Annotated in this window: 20 protein-coding genes; 4 read left to right on the forward strand and 16 right to left on the reverse strand. The window is 55.6% G+C overall.

Translation table 11 applies throughout. From position 1 onward, the window contains the following. Window positions 1-6: 6 nt before the first annotated feature. From Yoon_RS03395 to trpS, 13 genes are all read right to left on the reverse strand, one after another. Window positions 7-759 (reverse strand): TIGR02186 family protein, encoded by a 753-nt coding sequence (locus Yoon_RS03395; RefSeq protein ID WP_238110142.1) that lies wholly within the window; start codon window positions 757-759, stop codon window positions 7-9. Then, complete coding sequence (locus Yoon_RS03400; RefSeq protein WP_238110143.1) at window positions 756-1,670, reverse strand: sulfite exporter TauE/SafE family protein; 915 nt, start codon at window positions 1,668-1,670, stop codon at window positions 756-758. The genes Yoon_RS03395 and Yoon_RS03400 overlap by 4 nt, the downstream gene beginning before the upstream one ends. Before the next feature lie 129 nt (window positions 1,671-1,799). Next, window positions 1,800-2,606, reverse strand: coding sequence for a purine-nucleoside phosphorylase (locus tag Yoon_RS03405; protein ID WP_238110144.1), 807 nt, complete (start codon window positions 2,604-2,606; stop codon window positions 1,800-1,802). After that, entirely contained in the window at window positions 2,590-3,555 is a 966-nt protein-coding gene (locus Yoon_RS03410; protein ID WP_238110145.1) for an ABC transporter permease, read from the reverse strand. Before Yoon_RS03410 ends, Yoon_RS03405 begins: the two co-directional genes overlap by 17 nt. Further along, window positions 3,556-3,978, reverse strand: a complete 423-nt coding sequence (locus Yoon_RS03415) for a hypothetical protein (RefSeq protein WP_238110146.1) — start codon at window positions 3,976-3,978, stop codon at window positions 3,556-3,558. A 2-nt stretch (window positions 3,979-3,980) separates the two neighbouring features. Next, on the reverse strand, window positions 3,981-5,066 hold the full coding sequence (locus tag Yoon_RS03420) for an ABC transporter permease (RefSeq protein ID WP_238110147.1): 1,086 nt from the start codon (window positions 5,064-5,066) through the stop codon (window positions 3,981-3,983). Continuing rightward, on the reverse strand, window positions 5,066-6,604 hold the full coding sequence (locus Yoon_RS03425; protein WP_238110148.1) for an ABC transporter ATP-binding protein: 1,539 nt from the start codon (window positions 6,602-6,604) through the stop codon (window positions 5,066-5,068). Before Yoon_RS03425 ends, Yoon_RS03420 begins: the two co-directional genes overlap by 1 nt. Before the next feature lie 79 nt (window positions 6,605-6,683). After that, complete coding sequence (locus Yoon_RS03430) at window positions 6,684-7,679, reverse strand: BMP family protein (RefSeq protein ID WP_238110150.1); 996 nt, start codon at window positions 7,677-7,679, stop codon at window positions 6,684-6,686. 200 nt (window positions 7,680-7,879) lie between these two features. Further along, window positions 7,880-8,290: a GNAT family N-acetyltransferase gene (locus Yoon_RS03435; protein WP_238110152.1), complete on the reverse strand. Its 411-nt coding sequence runs from the start codon at window positions 8,288-8,290 to the stop codon at window positions 7,880-7,882. Beyond that, window positions 8,287-8,946, reverse strand: coding sequence for a tRNA (adenosine(37)-N6)-threonylcarbamoyltransferase complex dimerization subunit type 1 TsaB (gene tsaB, locus Yoon_RS03440; RefSeq protein ID WP_238110155.1), 660 nt, complete (start codon window positions 8,944-8,946; stop codon window positions 8,287-8,289). The genes Yoon_RS03435 and tsaB overlap by 4 nt, the downstream gene beginning before the upstream one ends. Further along, window positions 8,936-9,499, reverse strand: coding sequence for a NifU family protein (locus Yoon_RS03445; RefSeq protein WP_238110157.1), 564 nt, complete (start codon window positions 9,497-9,499; stop codon window positions 8,936-8,938). Before Yoon_RS03445 ends, tsaB begins: the two co-directional genes overlap by 11 nt. 75 nt (window positions 9,500-9,574) lie before the next feature. After that, window positions 9,575-10,030: a universal stress protein gene (locus Yoon_RS03450; protein WP_113778056.1), complete on the reverse strand. Its 456-nt coding sequence runs from the start codon at window positions 10,028-10,030 to the stop codon at window positions 9,575-9,577. A gap of 230 nt (window positions 10,031-10,260) precedes the next feature. Further along, the gene (trpS, locus tag Yoon_RS03455) at window positions 10,261-11,277 is read right to left on the reverse strand and encodes a tryptophan--tRNA ligase (protein WP_238110166.1); all 1,017 of its coding nucleotides are present in this window, start codon (window positions 11,275-11,277) and stop codon (window positions 10,261-10,263) included. Window positions 11,278-11,362: 85 nt separating this feature from the next. Between trpS and Yoon_RS03460 the strand changes: the two genes are divergently transcribed. Further along, window positions 11,363-12,046: a rhomboid family intramembrane serine protease gene (locus tag Yoon_RS03460; RefSeq protein WP_238110174.1), complete on the forward strand. Its 684-nt coding sequence runs from the start codon at window positions 11,363-11,365 to the stop codon at window positions 12,044-12,046. On the opposite strand, the gene murJ is transcribed toward Yoon_RS03460, so the two are convergent. The 3 genes from murJ to Yoon_RS03475 are packed head-to-tail and all read right to left on the reverse strand — an operon-like array spanning window position 12,043 to window position 17,553. Continuing rightward, window positions 12,043-13,605: a murein biosynthesis integral membrane protein MurJ gene (gene murJ, locus Yoon_RS03465; RefSeq protein WP_238110176.1), complete on the reverse strand. Its 1,563-nt coding sequence runs from the start codon at window positions 13,603-13,605 to the stop codon at window positions 12,043-12,045. The two genes, Yoon_RS03460 and murJ, sit on opposite strands and share 4 nt — an antisense overlap. After that, complete coding sequence (locus tag Yoon_RS03470; RefSeq protein ID WP_370642097.1) at window positions 13,602-16,415, reverse strand: [protein-PII] uridylyltransferase; 2,814 nt, start codon at window positions 16,413-16,415, stop codon at window positions 13,602-13,604. The genes murJ and Yoon_RS03470 overlap by 4 nt, the downstream gene beginning before the upstream one ends. Continuing rightward, window positions 16,375-17,553, reverse strand: a complete 1,179-nt coding sequence (locus Yoon_RS03475; protein WP_238110177.1) for a penicillin-binding protein activator — start codon at window positions 17,551-17,553, stop codon at window positions 16,375-16,377. The genes Yoon_RS03470 and Yoon_RS03475 overlap by 41 nt, the downstream gene beginning before the upstream one ends. A 92-nt stretch (window positions 17,554-17,645) precedes the next feature. Here Yoon_RS03475 and rsmI point away from each other — a divergent pair, with 92 nt between their 5' ends. The 3 genes from rsmI to gshB all read left to right on the forward strand — a co-directional run bounded on the left by rsmI (window position 17,646) and on the right by gshB (window position 19,872). Then, on the forward strand, window positions 17,646-18,506 hold the full coding sequence (gene rsmI / locus Yoon_RS03480; RefSeq protein WP_238110179.1) for a 16S rRNA (cytidine(1402)-2'-O)-methyltransferase: 861 nt from the start codon (window positions 17,646-17,648) through the stop codon (window positions 18,504-18,506). Continuing rightward, entirely contained in the window at window positions 18,503-18,859 is a 357-nt protein-coding gene (locus Yoon_RS03485; RefSeq protein WP_238110181.1) for a YraN family protein, read from the forward strand. The genes rsmI and Yoon_RS03485 overlap by 4 nt, the downstream gene beginning before the upstream one ends. Before the next feature lie 68 nt (window positions 18,860-18,927). Then, a complete protein-coding gene (gene gshB / locus Yoon_RS03490) occupies window positions 18,928-19,872 on the forward strand; it encodes a glutathione synthase (RefSeq protein ID WP_238110182.1) in 945 nt (314 codons plus the stop codon). Window position 19,873 lies beyond the last annotated feature (1 nt).

Below are 19,873 nucleotides of genomic sequence, written 5' to 3' on the forward strand. Positions count from 1 at the left end.
GCGCGGCTAGCGCCGGATCATCCCAAAGACGGCTGATGCGCCCCATCCTGCCCCAACCGCAATCGCAAGCGACATCAATGCGTAGATCAGCGATTGATTGTGCGCGAGGTTATAGAGCCAACGTTCCAGCCCTACTTTTTGAACCGGAATTTCGGTGATATATTCATCGATAACTCGCCCATTGCGGGTCAAGAATATCCGCGCCTCATAGATGCCTTCGGTCAGGTTCGCGGGCAGGGTAATCGCGGTGCGAAACAACGTATCTTGTTCAAGATCGACCGCCCCCTCAAGCCGCTGATAAAGCCCTTCATCGGTACGAATGCGGATCAGCGCATTCATAAAGGCGACGCTATCACTGACCTGCCCACCGATGGCCCGAATTTTGCGGGGCGCGGTGATCCGGTATTGTAGGTCTTCGACATGGTGCAGCACATCGCGCATTGGCGCCGATGTGGCGACGGCATAAAATGACGGGGCAGCGTCGACTTCGACCTCATCGGTGTTGATCCAAATACCTGCCCGTCGGTCTTTGCGCCAAATATCAACAGGCATGTCGGGGCCTGCGATGGTGACGATGACGCCCAACTCGCTTTTGTCGGGGATCGGCGTTTCACGCCTAACCGCACCGAACACAAGGATATTGGACCCCTCAAAGGTGGCTGTAATCGCGACCTGATCGTGTGACAGGCCAAGCACGATTTCTTCGTCCGCAGATGCGGGGAGTGCCAGCAAAATCATAAACATGATCAACCGGATCATAGTGCCCCCGCTGTTAGCGAATACAATTCAGTTGGCTGAATAAGCAAATCAATGGCCAGCTTGATACAAACGCCCAAGACGAGTGTGGCCAACAGAATGCGCAATTGCTCTGCCTTCATCCGCACACCCCAACGGGTGCCAAATTGCGCACCGACCACGCCGCCAATTAGCAGCAATAGCGCCAAGACCACATCAACCGTATGGTTGGTCGTGGCGTGTAGCACAGTGGTAAAGCCAGCGACAAAGATGATTTGGAACAGCGATGTCCCAATCACAACCTTGGTCGGCATACCCAGCAAATAGATCATCGCGGGGACCATGATGAACCCTCCGCCGACGCCCATAATCGCGGCGAGAACGCCGACCAAGACACCAACTAGCAAGGGAGGGACAACTGAAATATACAGGCCCGAGACCCGAAATTTCATCTTGAACGGTAGGTTGTGGACCCAGTTGTGCTTGCGCCGCACGACGCGGGCACCGGGGCGGTTGGCGCGGCGGATAGCGTTCAAGCTTTCCACAAACATCAGCGCGCCAATCACGCCAAGAAAGAGCACATAACAAAGCTGCACAAGCAGGTCGACTTGGCCAAGGGAACGCAAGAAATTAAACAACAGGACCCCAAGCGCAGAGCCAGCAAGCCCGCCAACAAGCAGCACCGTCCCCATCTTCATATCAACGGTTTTGCGCTTAAGATGCGCGAGAAGCGCAGAAAACGACGAAGCGACAACTTGGTTCGTGCTCGTCGCAACTGCGACCGCAGGGGGGATGCCGATAAAAAACAACAGCGGCGTAATCAAAAAACCACCGCCTACGCCAAACATCCCTGACAAAATCCCGACAAGCCCGCCGATCCCCAAAAGAAGGAAGGCGTTCACCGAGATTTCGGCGATGGGAAGGTAAACTTGCATGAACTGTTCCGGGTGTTTGCAGGCTAACAAAAACAGGTTTCATGCGCGGCTGTCAAACCGTCGGGTTCAGATAATGGGCTGGCGGTGCGGAATTGCCGCGTTGGCGCTAACAGCTATAAGGTTCTGGACTTAAACCAATCCGCGTAAATATCCGCGCAAAACCTTTTCAAGTTTGGCGGCACCAATGGGGGCCATGGCCTTGGTGTGTTCATGGCTGATAGATTCGTCACTCATTCCGGCGGCCATGTTGGTGATCGTGGAAATCGCGGCGGCTTTCAGTCCTAAGAACCGGGCGAGGATCACTTCGGGAACGGTGGACATGCCGACCGCATCGGCCCCTAGCAGTTTAATCGCACGAATTTCGGCAGGCGTTTCAAAAGATGGGCCGGAATACCATGCGTAGACCCCATCAGCCATATCGACACCTGCGGCGTCAGCCGCCGCACGTAGGGCTTTGCGGATGTCCGGATCATAGGCATCTTTCATCGGTACAAACCGCGCGTCTGTCGGTTCGCCGATGAGGGGGTTTAACCCAGAAAAATTGATATGGTCAGACAAGCACATGATCGATCCGGTGGGCATGTCCGGTAACATAGATCCGGCGGCATTGGTTGCGATCATTTGCTCTGCACCAAGGGCGCACAGTACCTCAAGCGGCAGGCGCATCGCATCCGCCGTGCCGTTTTCATAGTAATGCGCGCGACCACCAAAGACCGCGACCCGCATGCCTTCAAGATCGCCGATCACAAGGTTCGGATTGTGCCCCGAGACGCCTGCATGTGGAAACCCCGGTAAATCACGATAAGGGATCGCCACGCCGTCAACCGCATCGGCAATATGCCCAAGGCCAGAGCCAAGGATCAGGCCGACACGCACGGGCGCGTCACCCGCAAGCGCGCGAATTTGTGCCGCAAGTGTATCAGCGTTCTTTGACATAGGCCTGCCCACCTGCTTTGGGGCCTGTTGCCTTACCGACAAAGCCTGTCAACACAACGACCAAGATGAATGGCAACACGTCCAAAAGTTGTCCGTTGAGCGCAAAGCCAATGACCTCTTCAACCACATCGGACCGCAGGGCCATTGCTTGCAGGAAGCCAAACAAGATGCATGAAGACAGCGCATACCAAGGACGCCATTTCGCAAAGATCAATGCGGCCAGCGCGATATAGCCGCGCCCTGCGCTCATGTCTTTGGTGAAACCGGCTTGCAGTGCAGTTGCTAGGTAAGCGCCGGCAATGCCGCAAAGAACACCACAAATCGCCACGGCAGCGAACCGCAATCCCACGACAGATACCCCAGCGGTATCCACCGCGGCAGGGTTTTCACCAACCGCGCGTAGTCGCAGGCCAAAGCGGGTACGGTAAAGCACCCACCATGTCACTGGCACAAGCAAAAGAGCCAGATAGACAAGGATCGTGTGACCTGAAATTAGTTCGTAATATATGGGACCAAGAAATGGGACTTCGCGCAGTTGCTCTGCAAAGGGCAGCGTAATCGGTTCGAACCGCGCATCGCCAGATAGCTGCGGTGTACGCCCGCCTTGGCTGAACCAGCTTTGTGCAACGACAACGGTCAACCCAGCCGCCAAAAAGTTGATCGCGACCCCGGAAATCAATTGGTTGCCCCGAAACGTGATCGAAGCCAAACCATGGATCAGCGATAGCGCCATCGACGCGCCAATCCCGGCAACAAGCCCCAGCCAAACGTTGCCCGTGACCGACGCAATTGCCGCCGATAAAAAAGCAGCGGCGAGCATCTTACCCTCTAACCCGATATCAAAAATTCCGGCCCGCTCGGAGTAAAGACCAGCCAAACAAGCTAGCAAAAGCGGGGTTGCTAGACGCAGGGTTGCGTCTAGCATCTGCAAGAGGGTCGCGAGATCCATTTAGGCAACTTTCTCCATCAAGAAGGGGAAGAGCGCAAAGAAGCGATCCGCAACTTCCGGGTTCCGGCGCAGGGCATCTTCGGCCTCAGCTTGGGAAATGTCGACGGCTTGGGTTTTGTCGCGGCGCAAAAAGAACTGCAGCCCCAGCATCGCGTCAAAGCGGTCATCGTTGATGAACGGGTCATGTGGGATGCGGCGCATCACGGCCTCGTTCGGGCGGAAGACGCTTGCGGGTTTTTGTAGCGCAAGCAGTGCCACCAAATGTGGCGGCACGTCGCCACCGGGTGTTTGTGCAATCACGTGATGGATCCACATATGTAGCTCCTCCATCGTGATCATTCCTAACGCAAGACAGCTGAGCACAAAGCCCAGATCTGCGCCGGTGTCGTCATCGACACCTATTTTAAAAGGTCCTGCCATCATTTTTATGCTCTCCTCAATGATAGAAATAGCCGCGCGAGCGGCATACGCACCATATTGTCTAGTGCACCCGTAAAGAGGATCACCAATGCCTGTATTACGATGATCAACTCACGAGGGATCGACGTCCATAGGGCGAGTTCTGCGCCGCCTTGATATAGAAAGCCGAAAAGAAGGGCCGCCAACAATACCCCGAAAGGATGGTTGCGACCCATGAGCGCGACGGCGATGCCAATAAAGCCAGCGCCCTCTGCTGCGTTCAGGACCAGCCGTTCGGCCTCGCCCTGTACGTTGTTGATGGCCATCATTCCGGCAAGCGCGCCAGAGATTAACATGGTGACCATGATGATTTTTGTGGGGTTAATGCCCGCGTATTTCGCGGCAGTTTCAGATTCCCCAAATGACCGAATTTCGTAGCCCAAACGCGTGCGCCAGACCAAGGCCCAAACAAATACACATGCCGCAATGGCCACAAAGAATGTCACATTCGCGGGTGCACCACGGAAAAACGTGGTTTCGCCAAAGTTAAACATGTCTTGGAAGGAGGGCAGATGCGTAGGTTCTGGGAATTTTGCGGTCGCAGGTTCCATGCCCGGTGCCTTCAGTGCACCGATGAGGAAGTAGTTTAGCAAAGCTGCGGCGATAAAGTTGAACATGATTGTTGTAATCACGATGTGGCTACCACGTTTGGCCTGCAAGAACGCCGGGATCGCCGCCCAAGCTGCGCCGAACAGTGCAGCCCCTAAAGCGGCGCCAAGCAGTGCGATCGTCCAATGGGGCCAAGGGATGTAAAGACAGATGATCGCAACGCCCAAACCGCCCAATAGCGCCTGACCTTCACCACCGATGTTGAACATCTTCGCTTGTGCGGCAATCGCAACGGCAAGGCCGGTAAAGATAAAGTTGGTGGCGTAATAGATTGTATAACCCCAGCCATAGGTGGATCCGAGCGCACCACTGACCATTAACTTCAGCGCAGCCCAAGGGTTTTCACCAATTGCAAGAATAACCAGCGCAGAAAGAATGGCGGCAAGCAAGATCGAAATCACAGGGATTAGGATCACGTCCGCCCATTTTGGCATCGCGTCCATCAGGAATCGCCTCCTGTCATCCCGGCCATAAGTAGGCCGAGTTCTTTTTCGTCTGTGTTTTGAGGCATCCGCTCGCCCATTATTTTTCCGTCAAACATAACAGCAATCCGGTCAGAGAGCGACAAAATCTCTTCTAACTCTACGGAAACAAGCAAAATAGCCTTACCCTGATCCCGAAGTGCAACAATTTGTTGGTGAATGAATTCAATCGCGCCGATGTCCACGCCGCGCGTCGGTTGGCCGATCAACAGCAAATCTGGGTTGCGCTCAATCTCGCGCGCCAGCACGATTTTTTGCTGGTTGCCGCCCGAAAAGCTTTTGGCGGCAAGGTTCGGATCGGGTGGACGCACGTCAAAACGGGCCATCTTTTCTTCGGTATCACGTTTAAGCGCGGCATTATCCATGAACAGCGCGTTCTTTTGATAGGCGGCGTCATGGTGGTAGCCAAACCCGGTGTTTTCCCATGCGTGAAAGTCCATGATCAGCCCTTCGCGTTGCCGATCTTCGGGCACATGGGCGATGCCACGCGCGCGGCGGCTTTGGCCGTCTGACTTCGCGCCTGTCAGGTCAATCGCCTCGCCGTTCATCACGATGCTGCCCGTGGCGTTTTCATAACCACCGAGCACTTCGAGCAATTCAGATTGCCCATTGCCTGCGACACCCGCGATGCCCAGAATTTCGCCCGCATGGACGTCAAAGCTGACACCTTTCACGCGGTGCACACCTTTGTCGTCGGTCACATTGAGGTCTTTGACCTCTAGGATTTTGCGGCCGATTTGCGCCGGGGCTTTGTCGACGCGCAGCAGCACTTTGCGCCCAACCATCAGCTCGGCCAGATGTGGTGGGTTGGTCTCAGATGTTTTGACAGTGGCCGTCATTTCGCCGCGCCGCATGACGCTGACTGTATCAGTGATTTCCATGATTTCGCGCAGCTTATGCGTAATCAAGATGATGGTCTTACCCTCGCGGCGCAGGTTTTCTAAGATACGGAACAGGTGGTCCGCCTCGGCCGGGGTCAACACGCCGGTTGGTTCGTCTAAGATCAGAATATCGGCCTTGCGATACAGCGCCTTAAGGATCTCAACCCGCTGCTGTGTGCCGACGCCCACGTCTTGGATGACCGCGTCGGGGTCGACGTTTAGCTCGTATTCCTCGGCAAGGCTTTTGAGTTCGCGGCGTGCGCGCGCCAGTGACGGCTTCAGCAGCCCGGAATCTTCGGCGCCCAGCACGACATTTTCAAGAACCGTAAAATTTTCAACCAGTTTAAAGTGCTGGAACACCATACCAATGCCCGCAGCAATGGCCGCCTGGCTATCGGTGATATTTTTCTTTTCGCCCGCGATAAAAACCTCGCCAGCATCCGCTTTGTAAAACCCATATAGGATCGACATCAGCGTTGATTTGCCTGCGCCATTTTCTCCGATGATCCCGTGGATCGTGCCCGGCATCACGCGGATCGAGATGTCCTTGTTGGCTTGCACGGGGCCAAAGGCTTTGGAGATACCTCTGAGTTCAATCGCTGGGGCAGTGTCGGTCATGAGATACCTGTCTGGAAATAGGAAGGGCCGCGCAACTGTAGCCGCGCGGCCCCGAATATGTATAGCTTAATGTGTTTGCTTAGAAATCAAGCGCAGGGCAGGTTTCGTCGCTTGAGTAATCATGAACAGCTAATTCGCCAGATTCGATTGCAGCAGCGGCTGCATAAGCCGCTGCAAGCACGTCATAGCCAACGATGTTTTCGTTGTTCGCGTCCATTGCAAAACCAACACCGTGGTTTGTCACGCTCATCACGTTAAAACCAGTTTCCATGTCTGGGCCATCTGACATTGCGTCATAAACCGCGAGGTCCACGCGCTTCATCATTGATGTCAGAACCATGCCTGGGTGCAGGTGGTTTTGGTTCGCGTCAACACCGATTGATAGGATGCCTTCGTCTGCAGCTGTCTGCAAAACACCAACGCCTGTGCCGCCAGCGGCCGCAAAGACAACGTCAGAACCTTGGCTGATTTGTGCAAGTGTCAGCTCTGATCCTTTTACCGGATCGTTCCAAGCCGCGGGTGTTGTGCCTGTCATGTTTGCAATCACTGTGACATCAGGGTTTGCCGCCAACGCGCCTTGGGCGTAGCCACATGCGAATTTGCGGATCAGCGGAATGTCCATGCCGCCGATGAATGACACAGTGTCAGTTTCAGACGTCAACGCTGCCATCATCCCCACAAGGTATGATCCTTCGTGTTCGTTAAACACAACTGAACGGACGTTCGGCGCATCAACAACCATGTCGATGATGGTAAATGCGGTGTCTGGGTAATCTGCGGCAACTTCAGCCAATGGTGTTGCCCATGAAAAGCCTGCCATCACGATTGGGTTCGCGCCAGATTCAGCAAAGCGACGGATCGCTTGTTCGCGCTGCGCGTCAGATTGGATTTCAACTTCTGCGTATGTGCCGCCAGTTTCGGCTGCCCAACGCTCTGCGCCATTATACGCGCTTTCGTTAAAGGATTTGTCGAACTTACCGCCCAGATCGAACAGGATCGCGGGATCAGCGGCAGCCGCACCAGCTGTCAAAGCGATGGTCGCCGCAGCGCCAAAGAGTTTTTGTGTAAGGGTCATTTATGGTCTCCCAAGTCGTTATGTGAGGCATTTTTGGCGCGATGCGCCGCCTCTTTGAATATGTCGAGCCGATCTTAGCGTCGGTCCATCAACAGATAAGGCCCTGACTAACACGGAAGATCAACAGGTTTTTCAATGATTGAACGATCATTGCCGATGCGATGGGGGCGAAATCAGGGGGTTACGCCGGGTTAGTCGCGCTAAAATTGTTTTTGTAGCACGAGCGCGGCAATAGGTGCCCCATCTTTGGGCGTATAATAATTCGGGCGCCGCCCCACTTGGGCATAACCAGCCTTTGTATAAAGGGATATTGCCGCGTGGTTGTCCTCGGCCACTTCGAGAAATACGGTGGTTGCGCCTGATTTTTGGGCAGATGCTTCGACCTGTGAAAGGATACGTGCGGCATGCCCTTTACGCCGCTGATCCGGGGCCGTCGCAATTGTCAGCACTTCGGCTTCGTCCAATGTCACGCGCAGCAAGGCAAAGCAGAATTCCTGCGCTGAGAGAATCGCGCCGGGCTGTTGTAGCAGGGTTGTGAACTCTGCCTCGGACCACGCGCGCGTTTGTGTAAACGCAGCAGCATGAAGCTGGGCAAGCGCATGCGGTGTCATGTTAGAATTTTTGGTGCAGGGTCACGCGGCGGCGCGGCATCCGCGGGCCGCAGATAAAGCGGCGCGGGGCGCGTGGTATGCGAATGCATCCGCGCGCGCGCCAGTTTGGCGATCCCGACGATATAGGGCGCTTGTGCAGCAACGGGTTGCCATCCCATCAGCGCGCCGACTTCGTTTGCGGCATCGCCACAGATCTGCGGCTCAGCCTTAGCTGGCAGCAGCGGCATATCATCGGCGCGCATATCGCACAGCGCGGGCTTTGTCGTCGGGCCATTGCAGAACCCTTGCATATAAACGCGTTCACGCGGTGCGCGCAGACATGACGCCACAACACCAGAAAGGCCATAAACTTGGGCCTCAAGCGTCGAAACGCCAATCGCGGGTTTCCCAAGACCTAGCGACAGCCCACGCGCGGCGGCCACGCTAATCCGAATGCCTGTGAAATTGCCCGGGCCGATGCCAACACCTATGGCATCGATATCTGCCCATGTGCGCCCTTCGGCAGCTAATACTTCGTTCACCATCAGCATCAAATGTTCAGCTTGGCCTTTGGCCATCTCATCGATGCGGGTGATAACACGGTCGCCCAACAACAAAGCGGCGGCGCAATGCGCCGCCGATGTATCAAAAGCAATGATTGTTGGCTTAGGCGGCAACGGGGCGCACCTCTACGACCTCTGGAATATAGTGGCGCAGCAGGTTTTCGATCCCCATTTTCAACGTTAAGGTAGACGATGGGCAGCCTGCGCAGGCGCCTTGCATATGCAGATAAACGATGCCGCGGTCAAAGCCGTGAAATGTAATGTCGCCACCATCTTGGGCCACTGCAGGGCGCACGCGGGTATCCAGCAGTTCTTTGATCTGATCGACGATTTCACCGTCTTCACCGGTATGGTCGGCGTGACCGCTGGCAGGGGCATGGTCGTCGGCCATGACAGGTTGACCGGATTGGTAGTGTTCCATGATCGCGCCAAGAATACCGGGTTTGATATGGTCCCATTCGACGCTATCGGCTTTGGTCACTGTCACAAAATCATTGCCAAAGAACACGCCAGTTACTTGGCCTGCCGCAAAGATGCGCTTCGCAAGCGGAGAATTCTCGGCGGCTTCGACGCTTGGAAAATCTGCGGTGCCTGCGTCCAGCACGTTCTGGCCGGGCAAGAATTTCAGTGTTGCGGGGTTGGGCGTAGATTCTGTCTGAATGAACATCGGGCAAACCTTTTTTGTCAGGGTTACGATATGCGCCTTGGCCCCGCCCGTGTCAAGGTTTGGAACAGTTCTAAACTAGGTAATGGCCTCAAGCCGCTCTTTGGACAGATCGCCCGGCACAATGGTGATCGGGATCGGCAGGCTGCCGGATTGACGGGTGAGCTGCGTGACCAGGGGACCGGGGCCTTTATTATCGGTGCCCGCGCCCAAGACCAAAACACCGATTTCAGGGTCTTCGGTGACTTGGTTGATGATCTCTACGATCGGTTCGCCTTCGCGGATAATCAATTCGGGGTGCACATTTTGACGATCACGCATCCATTTGGCAAAGACCTCGTAATGGACTTCGATGCGTTCGCGGGTCTCAGCGCGCATGATTTCAGCAACGCCAATCCAATGGTTAAACTCATCCGGGGGGATAACCGACAGGATTGCAACGCCACCGCCCGTCGACGAGGCACGCATCGCCGCAAAACGCATCGCATTCAGGCATTCGCGACTATCATCAAGTACAACCAAGAACTTACGCATGTTCAGTATTCTCCCGTTCCGGGGATATTGGCGCATTGCATGCATAGTGGCAACGGTTTTGAACGGGGCCGTCAGAATTGGCGTCCGATGCCGGGGGGACATCGAACGCCGTCTTGACCAAGGCGTCCAACAAGGGGCGGGACGTGACGCGCGGGGCCGGGGGCGCATGGCGAATCGTTGCTGCGCGCCATCATGGTCGCCATGCCGCGATTCATTTTTGTGACAGCGGCCTATCCGCGCAATAGTCCAACAATATCATAGGTTTGTTTGAGAATCGGTTCAGCGATGGCGCGCGCCTTATCGGCACCAGCGGCCAAGGTGCGGTCGATTTCAGCAGGGTCATCCATCAGCCGTGCCATTTCTTCGGAAATCGGCGCGAGCTTTGCGACCGCCAAATCGGCCAGCGCGGGTTTGAATGTGCCCCAACCAGCGCCGGGATATTGCGCGATGACGGCTTCGGGGGTTGTGTCGTCCAAAGCTGCGTAGATTTCGACCAGATTGCGGGCCTCCGGGCGGCTGGCCAAACCTTCGACGGTTTCGGGCAGTGGCTCAGGATCGGTTTTCGCTTTCTTGAATTTCTTGGCGATCTTATCTGCATCATCGGTCATGTTGATGCGTTCCATGTCGCTTTCGCCTGATTTCGACATCTTTTTGGTGCCGTCACGCAGGTTCATGATCCGCATGGCAGGGCCTTCGATGACCGGTTCCGTCGTTGGGAAGAATTCAACCTTATAGTCGTGATTAAACTTGGCCGCGATATCACGGGTCAGTTCAACATGCTGCTTTTGGTCTTCGCCAACGGGCACATGTGTCGCGTGATACAGCAAAATATCTGCAGCCATCAATGACGGATAGGCATAGAGCCCCAGCGACACTTTTTCAGCGTTGCTACCGGCCTTGTCTTTGAACTGGGTCATGCGGTTCATCCAGCCGACACGCGCCACGCAGTTAAAAATCCATCCCAGTTCTGCGTGGGCGGCGACTTGGCTTTGGTTGAACAAGATTGATTGTGACGGATCAAGCCCGGCGGCTAGATAGCCGGCGGCGACCTCGCGGGTCATATGCGCCAGCTCTCTAGGGTCCTGCCAGACGGTGATCGCATGCATATCGACCACGCAATAGATGGTTTCCATCTGGCCCTGCATGCCCACAAACCGTTTGATCGCGCCCAGATAGTTGCCAAGCGTCAGCCCGCCAGAGGGTTTGATCCCAGAGAAAACGCGGGGCGTGAATGTTGTATCTGTCATTGTGCAAATGTCCGGGCTGGATTTCAGGGCAGGGGTCGCATACCCATGCCAGACAGACCCGTCAACTTCAACATCTCAAGGCTATATGATGAAACCCGAAAGTCCAATCAATGCGATTCCGCCCATCATCATTGTGTTGGCACTGGCGATTATTGGGGTCGAGGCCGTTTTACAGCTTGCTGATGTAGGGATCGTCGGCGGGCAACGCGGTGTTGGCTGGCGTTTGGCGGCACAGCAAGACTATGGCTTTTCAAGTGGGGTCTTGGATCGTTTGATGATAAACAATGATTATTCTGCTTCTTTGCTTGCGAGGTTTGTAACCTACCCTTTTATTAACAGGGGTCTCACGCAGATGGCGTTTTGTGCGGCACTGACATTGGCCTTGGGTAAGTTCACGGCTGAGTTTTACGGCGGGGTTAAAATCCTTCTGCTTTATGGTGTCACCGCAATTGTGGGGGCTATCGCGTTTGGATTGATCGCCCCAAACAACTACCGATTGATTGGGGGCTTTCCGCCTGTTTACGGGCTGATCGGGGCTTATACTTATGCGCTTTGGCTAGATCTTAAGGCGATGGGCGAAAACCAGTTGAAGGCGTTTCGCTTGATTGCTGTATTGCTTGGTTTGCAGTTGGTGTTTGGGCTGATCTTTGACACTGGCTATGGCTGGATCGCGGAGTTGAGCGCCTTTGTCGTTGGGTTTGGCCTGTCACTGTTGCTGGCGCCTGGTGGTTGGGCGGCATTCTTGCGTCGGATGCGGCAGCGATCCTAGCGGCGCAAGCTGCGTTTGAATTCTGCGAGCTTGAACGCGCCAACCAAGTGCCCAATTCCAAAGTAGCTGATGATCCCGCTGAGAACCAAGGCCAACAGGGCGCCGTAGCGTAGGGTCGCGATTGCGAAACATGGGGATAGTAGTGCAGCCATTGCCCAAAGAATGGCACCCATCCCGAGTGAAGCAATTAAAATGCGCGGAAGCCGCCGTTTGAACCGCGCATCAAACCGCGCTGCTCCATCCATATCGCGCGCACCGTTCCACAAGAGCAGCACCGTCGCCCAGCCGGTCAACGTGGTCCCAATGGCGGCGGCGATATAGCCGATGTAAGGGGCCAACCCAATCGCGAGCGCCGCATTCAACACAAGTGCAACCAGCGCATAGTAGAACGGGCGTTTGGTGTCTTCACGGGCGAAAAACAGCGGGTTGAGCGTCTTTTGCATCACGAACGCGGGCAGCCCCAACCCGTAGATTGCGACGGCAATGGCGGTCGCTGCGGTATCTGTTGCGTCAAATGCGCCACGTTCAAATAGGACGCTGACCAGCGGATATGGGATCACCATGAGGGCGACAGCTGCAGGGATGGTCAGTGCGAGGCTGATTTCACAGGCCCGGTTAAACGCGTTTTGCCCCCCTTCGGTGTCGCCCGCACGCAAACGGCGGGACAGATCAGGCAGCAAGACAACACCAATCGCGATGCCCACAACGCCAAGCGGCAGTTGATACAGCCGATCCGCATAGTTCAGCCAGGCAACGGCGCCGTCAAAAAAACTGGCGACTTGGCGGCCAACCAACAGATTGATTTGCACGACCCCACCCGCAAGTGCGGCAGGGGCGGCGATGATCGCAAGGCGTTTCAATTCAGGTGTCATCTTTGGGCGTCGCAGCCGCAGTGGGAATCCCGCGCGTGCCGCTGCCCACCAGACCAATGCCATCTGTGCGATGCCAGCAACGGGCACCGCCATGGCAAGTGCATTGCCTACTTCGTGGCTTTGCGCCTCTTGCGTGCTAGAGCCCCACAAGGCCGTCCCGATGATGGCGATCAAAAAGATTACATTCAGCAAGACGGGGGCCGCAGCGGCAGCCATAAAGCGGCCAGTTGCGTTTAAAACGCCCGACAAAAGCGCCGCCAATGAGATGAATAAGATATAGGGAAACGCAAAGCGCCCGTAGGCCACCGCCAGATCAAACCGGGCATCTCCGATAAAACCGCTGGCCATTGCGGTGACCAGCAAGGGCATGAAGATAATGCCAAGGATCGTGAACCCGGTGAGTAAGACTGTCATCCCGACAAAGGCGTCCTGGGCGAACTGATGCGCGCCGTCGTCGCCTTCAAGTTTTTTGGAAAACATTGGCACAAACGCCATGTTAAACGCGCCTTCGGCGAAGAACCGGCGAAACAGATTGGGCAATGAAAACGCGACCAAGAAGGCCTCGGCCACGGGGCCGGTACCAAGAAAGGCCGCAATCATGATGTCGCGAACAAAGCCCAACAGCCGGCTCGCCAGCGTCCATATGCCGACGGTGAAAAAACCGGACATGAGGCGGATAGGCTTCATTTATGCGCCCGCTCTGCGCCTTGTTCGATGGCTTCGCGCAGCTTGCGTTCTAAAGTTGCGCGTTTTGCGTCGGAGTAGAACTTTAACCCAACCATGTCTTTGACATAGAATGTATCAACAACCTGTTCGCCGTAGGTCGCGATCACGGCGGAGGCGATATAGACATAGCTATTGGCCAAGGTCCGCGTCAGGTCATAAAGCAAGCCGGGACGGTCACGCGATTCAACTTCGATGATCGTGTAAATTTCGGACCCATCATTGTCGAAGGTAATATTGGTCGGGACCTTAAAGGCACGTTCGCGTTTCTTGATTTTATCTTTGCTGACCAATGCATCACGCGCAACGATGTCCCCGCTCAGGGTCTTAGAAATCATCTGCTGCAATCGCGGCAATCGCGATTCCTCATAGGGGTTGCCGTCGTTGTCTTGAATCCAAAACACGGCCGTTACGAAACCGTCTTTCGACGTGTAGCTGCTCGCGTCGACGACATTTGCGCCAACCAAAGCCAGTGCACCAGTCATTCGGCTAAACACCCCCGGATGATCCACCATCGCAAAACAGGTACGCGTGGCGTCGCGGTCTTCGTCAAGCATCAGATCAAGCCGCAATTCATTGTCCGAAATGCCACGTAGAAGCTTGGCGAAAGTCACATGGCTGGCCAAAGGCATGCCCTGCCAATAGGGGCCATAGTGGCGCGCGATTTCGGTTTTGATGTCTTTTGCGGGCCAATCCGCGAGCGCTGCGCGCAGGGCGCGCTTTGCTTCTGTCTCGCGGGTTTCGCGGTTCAAATCCTCAAGCCCGTTTTGGAGCGCACTTTTGGTCGCCTTATAGAGGTTGCGGATCAGTACGGCTTTCCAGTTGTTCCATGTGCCCGGCCCAACACCGCGGATATCGCAGACCGTCAGCACCGTCAAAAGATCAAGCCGCTCGACGGATTTCACCGCTTTGGCAAAACCGCGCACTGTGCGTGGTTCCGAAATATCGCGTTTCTGCGCCACATCCGACATCAGCAGATGATAGCGGATCAGCCATTCGACGGTCTCGCATTCCTTTTTGTTCAGCCCCAGCCTTGGGGCCACTTTGCGGGCAATCTGCGCCCCGAGAATAGAATGATCTTCTTTCTGCCCCTTGCCGATATCGTGCAGCAAAAGCGCGATATACAACACCTTACGATTTACACCCCGTTCCAATATCCCCGAGGCGACCGGGAGTTCTTCTATCAGTTCGTTGCGTTCGATCTGCGCAAGATTAGAGATACATTGGATCGTATGCTCGTCGACGGTGTAGTGATGATACATATTGAACTGCATCATCGCGACGATTGGCGCAAACTCAGGAATGAAGGCGTCAAGCACCCCAAGTTCATTCATCCGGCGCAGCGCGCGTTCGGGGTTCCCGTGCTTGAGTAAGAGATCAAGGAAAATCCGGCGCGCTTCTCGGTTTTGGCGTAAATCATCGTCGATCATTTCGAGATTGGCCGCGATCAACCGCATCACATCAGGGTGGAGCAATGTGCCCGTACGCAGGGCTTCTTCGAACATCCGCAACATGTTTAGTTTGTCTGCGAAAAAAGCGTCCTCATCTGCGATCGTGAGGCGGTTTTGTTTGATGGCGTAGGGGGCTTTGGCTTTTTTGCGACGCCCAAACAGCCGTAACAATACTGGTTCAGGTTTCGAGTGGGTGGCTTCAAGTGCGGTCAAAAAGATGCGTGTCAACTCGCCGACGCGGTTGGCCTGTCGGAAATAGGCCTGCATGAAATGTTCAACCGCGCGACGTCCGCCATGATCGGTGTAGCCCATCGCATTCGCGACCTCGACCTGAAGATCAAAGGTCAACTGATCCGTGGCGCGCTTGGTGATCAGGTGCATGTGGCTGCGCACGGCCCAAAGGAAGTCGGCGGCAGTGACGAATGTTTCGAACTCTTCCGTTGAAAAAACGCCGAGATCGACAAGGTCGGACGCTTTTTTGACGTCGTAGATATACTTACTGATCCAGTACAAAGATTGCAGGTCGCGCAGGCCGCCTTTGCCTTCTTTGACGTTTGGTTCAACAACATAGCGTTGTCCACCTTGCTTGCGATGGCGCTCTGTGCGTTCCGCAAGCTTGGCTTCGATAAATTCGCCGGCGGTGTTCTTAAACAGGTCTTCCCAAAGCTGTTCACCCAAGTGCTCTGCTAGGGGGGCATCGCCCGCGATATAGCGATATTCAACCAGCGAGGTGCGGATTGTGTAATCTTCGCGGGCCAAGCGCACGCAATCTTTGACGGTGCGGCTGGCATGCCCAACCTTCAGTTTCAGGTCCCACAATATGTAAAGCATGGTTTCGATCACGCTTTCGGCCCAAGGGGTCATTTTGTACGGCGTCAAGAACAAGAGATCGACGTCTGATTCAGGCGCCATTTCGCCGCGCCCGTACCCGCCAACTGCGATCAGTGATAGTTTTTCGCCTTGGGTCGGGTTGGGCAGCGGGTGCAACCGCTCTGTTGACACCTCAAGCACCAGTTTCACGATTTGATCGGTGAGCCAGCTATAGGCCTGCGTTGTTGCGCGCGACGCAAAGGGCTGCGCGTGAAACGCTTCGGCAATCGCCGCGCGGCCTTTGTTGCGCGCCGCCGATAAAATGCCCACAGTTGCAGCGCGCACGTCCTTTTCGGATTGCGCATCGTTGTTTGCCTCGGTCAGGTCGGCGCTGACTTGGGCGTGGTCAAAAATAGTAGACGCCGGACAGATCAAACTATCCGGCGTATTTTGATGGGGCTTGGCCGCGTGGTCAGAGACCGGCGTTGCCAAAACTGCGTGGGGCTTGTTCAAGGACGATCACCTGATTTTCTTGAATGGTTGCGATGGCCAATGCGCGTTGGTTAAGCCCGTTTGGCAGCAAACGGAAGACACCCGATGTGCCACGGAATCCCTGCGGACTGGTGAGTGCGGCCTTGGTCAGAGCCTCAGTATTGCCGGCCGCGACAAGCGCGCCGATCGCTGCGATGCCATCATATGCAAGACCTGCTAGCGGGTGCGGGGCTTGGCCGTAGGTTGCTGAATAGCGATTTGCAAACAACGTCGCCGTAGATTGGTCAGGCATGGCAAATAGCCCGCCTTGAACGCCCGGCAGCGCATAAAGCTGTGGTACCGTATCCCAGCGCGTCAGCCCGATAAAGTTCACGTTGTCGCTCATACCGGCGTCAGGCAATGCGGTTGCGATAATCGGAAGATCAGCCGTGGCCCCAGCGGTGGTGAACACGGCCTGCGCCCCAGAACTACGCACGCTTGCGACAATGCGCCGGGTCGATGTAAAGATGCCTTGCTGCGACAGTGGGTAGCTTTCCATGCCGACAACTTGACCGCCGTTATTTTGGACAGCCCGCGCAATGGCTTGGCTCCCGATTTGCCCAGCAGCGTCATCGCCGTAAGCAATTAGATAGCGGCTGATCCCGGTGCGGGTGCCATATTGTACTAGGCGGTTGGCCGTATTTTCAAAGGTTGCCCCCAGTACGAACACGTTACCGCCTGCGATGCTGGTCGTGTTTGAAAACGACAAAACGTTCACATTGCGCCCCGCGACGGCCACGCCAACCGCATTCGCCGCTTCGCTATAAAGCGGCCCAAGGATGATTTTGGCGCCATCATTGACAGCCGTCACAGCTGCCGCCGCCGCAGTTGTTGGATCGCCAGCGGTATCATAGACACGCAGTTCAATTGTCGCGCCCTCTAGATCCGCGATTGCAAGGCGCGCGGCATTTTCGAGGTTCTGCGCAAGGAAATCATCGCTGCCCGTGCCAGACCCACGTGGCACCAAAAGGGCCACAGGCACCGGATCACTTGGGTCGATGTCTTGCCCAACATTGGCGTTCGGATCGATGGTGACGTCACAGGCCGCCAGCCAAAGCAAAGCGGTGAAAGCGAAAAAACGTGCAACAAGCTGACGTGCACTACTGTATCGGGCGAACATTTGCGGTATCCCTCCAGGATCGGGCGCTGGTCTGAATTGGTGGCAACGCCATTTGACCGCCATCATAAAGCAGGGGACACGCGGGTCTAGATATGAATTTCGTTAACAAGCCACTCTCTGCCGGACTGTATTTTGTCGCCACGCCTATCGGGTCCGCACGCGACATGACGTTGCGTGGGCTCGATATCCTTACCAGCGCGGATTTGATTGCCGCCGAAGACACACGTACAGCCCGCAAGCTGATGGAAATCCACGGTGTGCCGCTGAATGGGCGCAAGGTTGTGGCCTTTCATGACCACAGTGGCGAAGGTGCGGTCGCGCGGTTGGTGAGCGATATTCAGGGCGGTAAATCAGTCGCTTACGTCTCTGAGGCGGGAACGCCACTGGTGGCCGATCCGGGTTATGAACTGGGCGTCGCCGCTATTGCCGCGGGGCTTTTTGTGACAGCGGCACCGGGCGCCTCGGCGGTTTTGGCGGCGCTTACCGTTTCGGGGCTGCCAACCGACCGATTCGCGTTCGTTGGATTTCTGCCGGCGGCGAAACAGCAGCGCGAAACCGAAATTGCGGCGCTTCGGGATGTCCCGTTTACGTTGGTTTTTTATGAAAGCCCCAAACGCGTTGGTGAAATGTTAGGGAATTTGCGCGATGTTTTGGGTGGGGATCGGCAGGCCGTCGTTTGTCGTGAACTGACAAAGAAATTTGAAGAAACGCAACGCGGGACACTGGCAGAATTAGCCGATGCTTTTGATGGACGTGCGGTAAAAGGCGAATTGGTTGTGTTGGTTGGGCGCGCCGGGGCGACAGATGTGGCCGAATTGGACGTCGAAGACGCGCTGCGCGAAGCGATGCAAACGATGCGCGTGAAAGACGCAGCGACGGTTGTGGCTGGTGCGTTGGGGTTGCCGCGCAGGCAGGTTTACCAGACCGCCCTTGGCATGAAGGATGATGAATGACGGGGCAAACCGGATATCACGCAGGGCTTGCGGCTGAAGCGATTGTCGCGCGCGACTATTTGCGGCGCAATCACCGGGTTGCCGGTGAACGCTGGCGCGGTCAAAGCGGTGAAATTGATTTGATTTGTCGTGACGGCGACACGGTTGTTTTTGTCGAAGTCAAGAAAAGCCGTAGTTTCGCGCGCGCGGCGACCCGGCTAAACCGCAAACAAATGGACCGCATTTGTGGCAGCGCTGCTGAATTTTTGGCCGGCGAACCGCGTGGGCAACTCACTGATGTGCGCTTTGATTTGGCGTTGGTCGATGCGGTTGGTTGCGTGAAAGTGATTGAAAACGCATTCATGGAAACATGACTGCCCATTGCACTAGGCCGGGGCCTGCGCCATGTATCAGGCAACACTAGATGCATAGAGGTTGCCCCATGTCGCTGAAAATCGCTTTCCAAATGGACCCGATCGGCCCGATCGATATCGACGCCGACAGCACGTTTCGGATCGCCGAAGAGGCACAAGCACGCGGCCATACGTTGTTTTACTATACCCCTGATAAATTGGCTTATGATCAGGGGCGTGTCACGGCGCGTGGCTGGCCATTCACGGTGCAGCGCGTTAAAGGCGATCACGCGATTTTAGGCGACGAACAGACCGTGGATTTGGCTGATTTTGACGTGGTTTGGCTACGCCAAGATCCGCCATTTGACATGGGCTATATCACGACGACGCATATTTTGGATATGGTTCACCCGAAAACGCTTGTGGTCAACGACCCGTTTTGGGTGCGCAATTATCCCGAAAAACTGCTGGTGTTGGACTTCCCTGACCTCACGCCACCGACCATGATCGCACGTGATCTTGAGACGTTGCGCGGGTTTCGCGAAGAACATGGCGATGTCATCCTGAAACCACTTTATGGCAATGGCGGCGCGGGGGTGTTTAAGCTTGCGCATGCTGATAGCAACCTTGCCTCATTGCACGAACTATTTAGCGGGATTAACCGCGAACCACTGATCATGCAGAAATTCCTGCCTGCGGTTAGCAAGGGCGATAAACGCGTCATTCTCGTAGATGGCGAACCAGTTGGCGCGATCAATCGCGTGCCTGCAAAAGGCGAAACGCGCTCTAACATGCATGTCGGTGGGCGCCCCGAGAAGGTTGACCTGACCGATCGTGACCGCGAAATCTGCGCCAAAATTGGCCCGCTTTTGCGCGAAAAAGGCCAAGTTTTTGTAGGCATTGATGTGATCGGTGATTGGCTCACTGAAATCAACGTGACCTCGCCTACAGGCATACAAGAGCTCGAACGCTTTGACGGCGTCAATATAGCAGAAAAAATCTGGCAAGCCATCGAGGCACGAAAGGCCAACTGAT

The sequence above is a fragment of the Yoonia sp. I 8.24 genome (assembly GCF_022096995.1).
GTDB lineage: Bacteria > Pseudomonadota > Alphaproteobacteria > Rhodobacterales > Rhodobacteraceae > Yoonia.

Bases quoted from the DNA above. Each gene is read 5' to 3' on its own strand.
- Yoon_RS03395 (WP_238110142.1), bottom strand. From the start codon at position 759: ATGATCCGGTTGATCATGTTTATGATTTTGCTGGCACTCCCCGCATCT.
- Yoon_RS03400 (WP_238110143.1), bottom strand. From the start codon at position 1,670: ATGCAAGTTTACCTTCCCATCGCCGAAATCTCGGTGAACGCCTTCCTT.
- Yoon_RS03405 (WP_238110144.1), bottom strand. From the start codon at position 2,606: ATGTCAAAGAACGCTGATACACTTGCGGCACAAATTCGCGCGCTTGCG.
- Yoon_RS03410 (WP_238110145.1), bottom strand. From the start codon at position 3,555: ATGGATCTCGCGACCCTCTTGCAGATGCTAGACGCAACCCTGCGTCTA.
- Yoon_RS03415 (WP_238110146.1), bottom strand. From the start codon at position 3,978: ATGATGGCAGGACCTTTTAAAATAGGTGTCGATGACGACACCGGCGCA.
- Yoon_RS03420 (WP_238110147.1), bottom strand. From the start codon at position 5,066: ATGGACGCGATGCCAAAATGGGCGGACGTGATCCTAATCCCTGTGATT.
- Yoon_RS03425 (WP_238110148.1), bottom strand. From the start codon at position 6,604: ATGACCGACACTGCCCCAGCGATTGAACTCAGAGGTATCTCCAAAGCC.
- Yoon_RS03430 (WP_238110150.1), bottom strand. From the start codon at position 7,679: ATGACCCTTACACAAAAACTCTTTGGCGCTGCGGCGACCATCGCTTTG.
- Yoon_RS03435 (WP_238110152.1), bottom strand. From the start codon at position 8,290: ATGACACCGCATGCGCTTGCCCAGCTTCATGCTGCTGCGTTTACACAA.
- Yoon_RS03445 (WP_238110157.1), bottom strand. From the start codon at position 9,499: ATGTTCATTCAGACAGAATCTACGCCCAACCCCGCAACACTGAAATTC.
- Yoon_RS03450 (WP_113778056.1), bottom strand. From the start codon at position 10,030: ATGCGTAAGTTCTTGGTTGTACTTGATGATAGTCGCGAATGCCTGAAT.
- trpS (WP_238110166.1), bottom strand. From the start codon at position 11,277: ATGACAGATACAACATTCACGCCCCGCGTTTTCTCTGGGATCAAACCC.
- Yoon_RS03460 (WP_238110174.1), top strand. From the start codon at position 11,363: ATGATGAAACCCGAAAGTCCAATCAATGCGATTCCGCCCATCATCATT.
- murJ (WP_238110176.1), bottom strand. From the start codon at position 13,605: ATGAAGCCTATCCGCCTCATGTCCGGTTTTTTCACCGTCGGCATATGG.
- Yoon_RS03475 (WP_238110177.1), bottom strand. From the start codon at position 17,553: ATGTTCGCCCGATACAGTAGTGCACGTCAGCTTGTTGCACGTTTTTTC.
- rsmI (WP_238110179.1), top strand. From the start codon at position 17,646: ATGAATTTCGTTAACAAGCCACTCTCTGCCGGACTGTATTTTGTCGCC.
- Yoon_RS03485 (WP_238110181.1), top strand. From the start codon at position 18,503: ATGACGGGGCAAACCGGATATCACGCAGGGCTTGCGGCTGAAGCGATT.
- gshB (WP_238110182.1), top strand. From the start codon at position 18,928: ATGTCGCTGAAAATCGCTTTCCAAATGGACCCGATCGGCCCGATCGAT.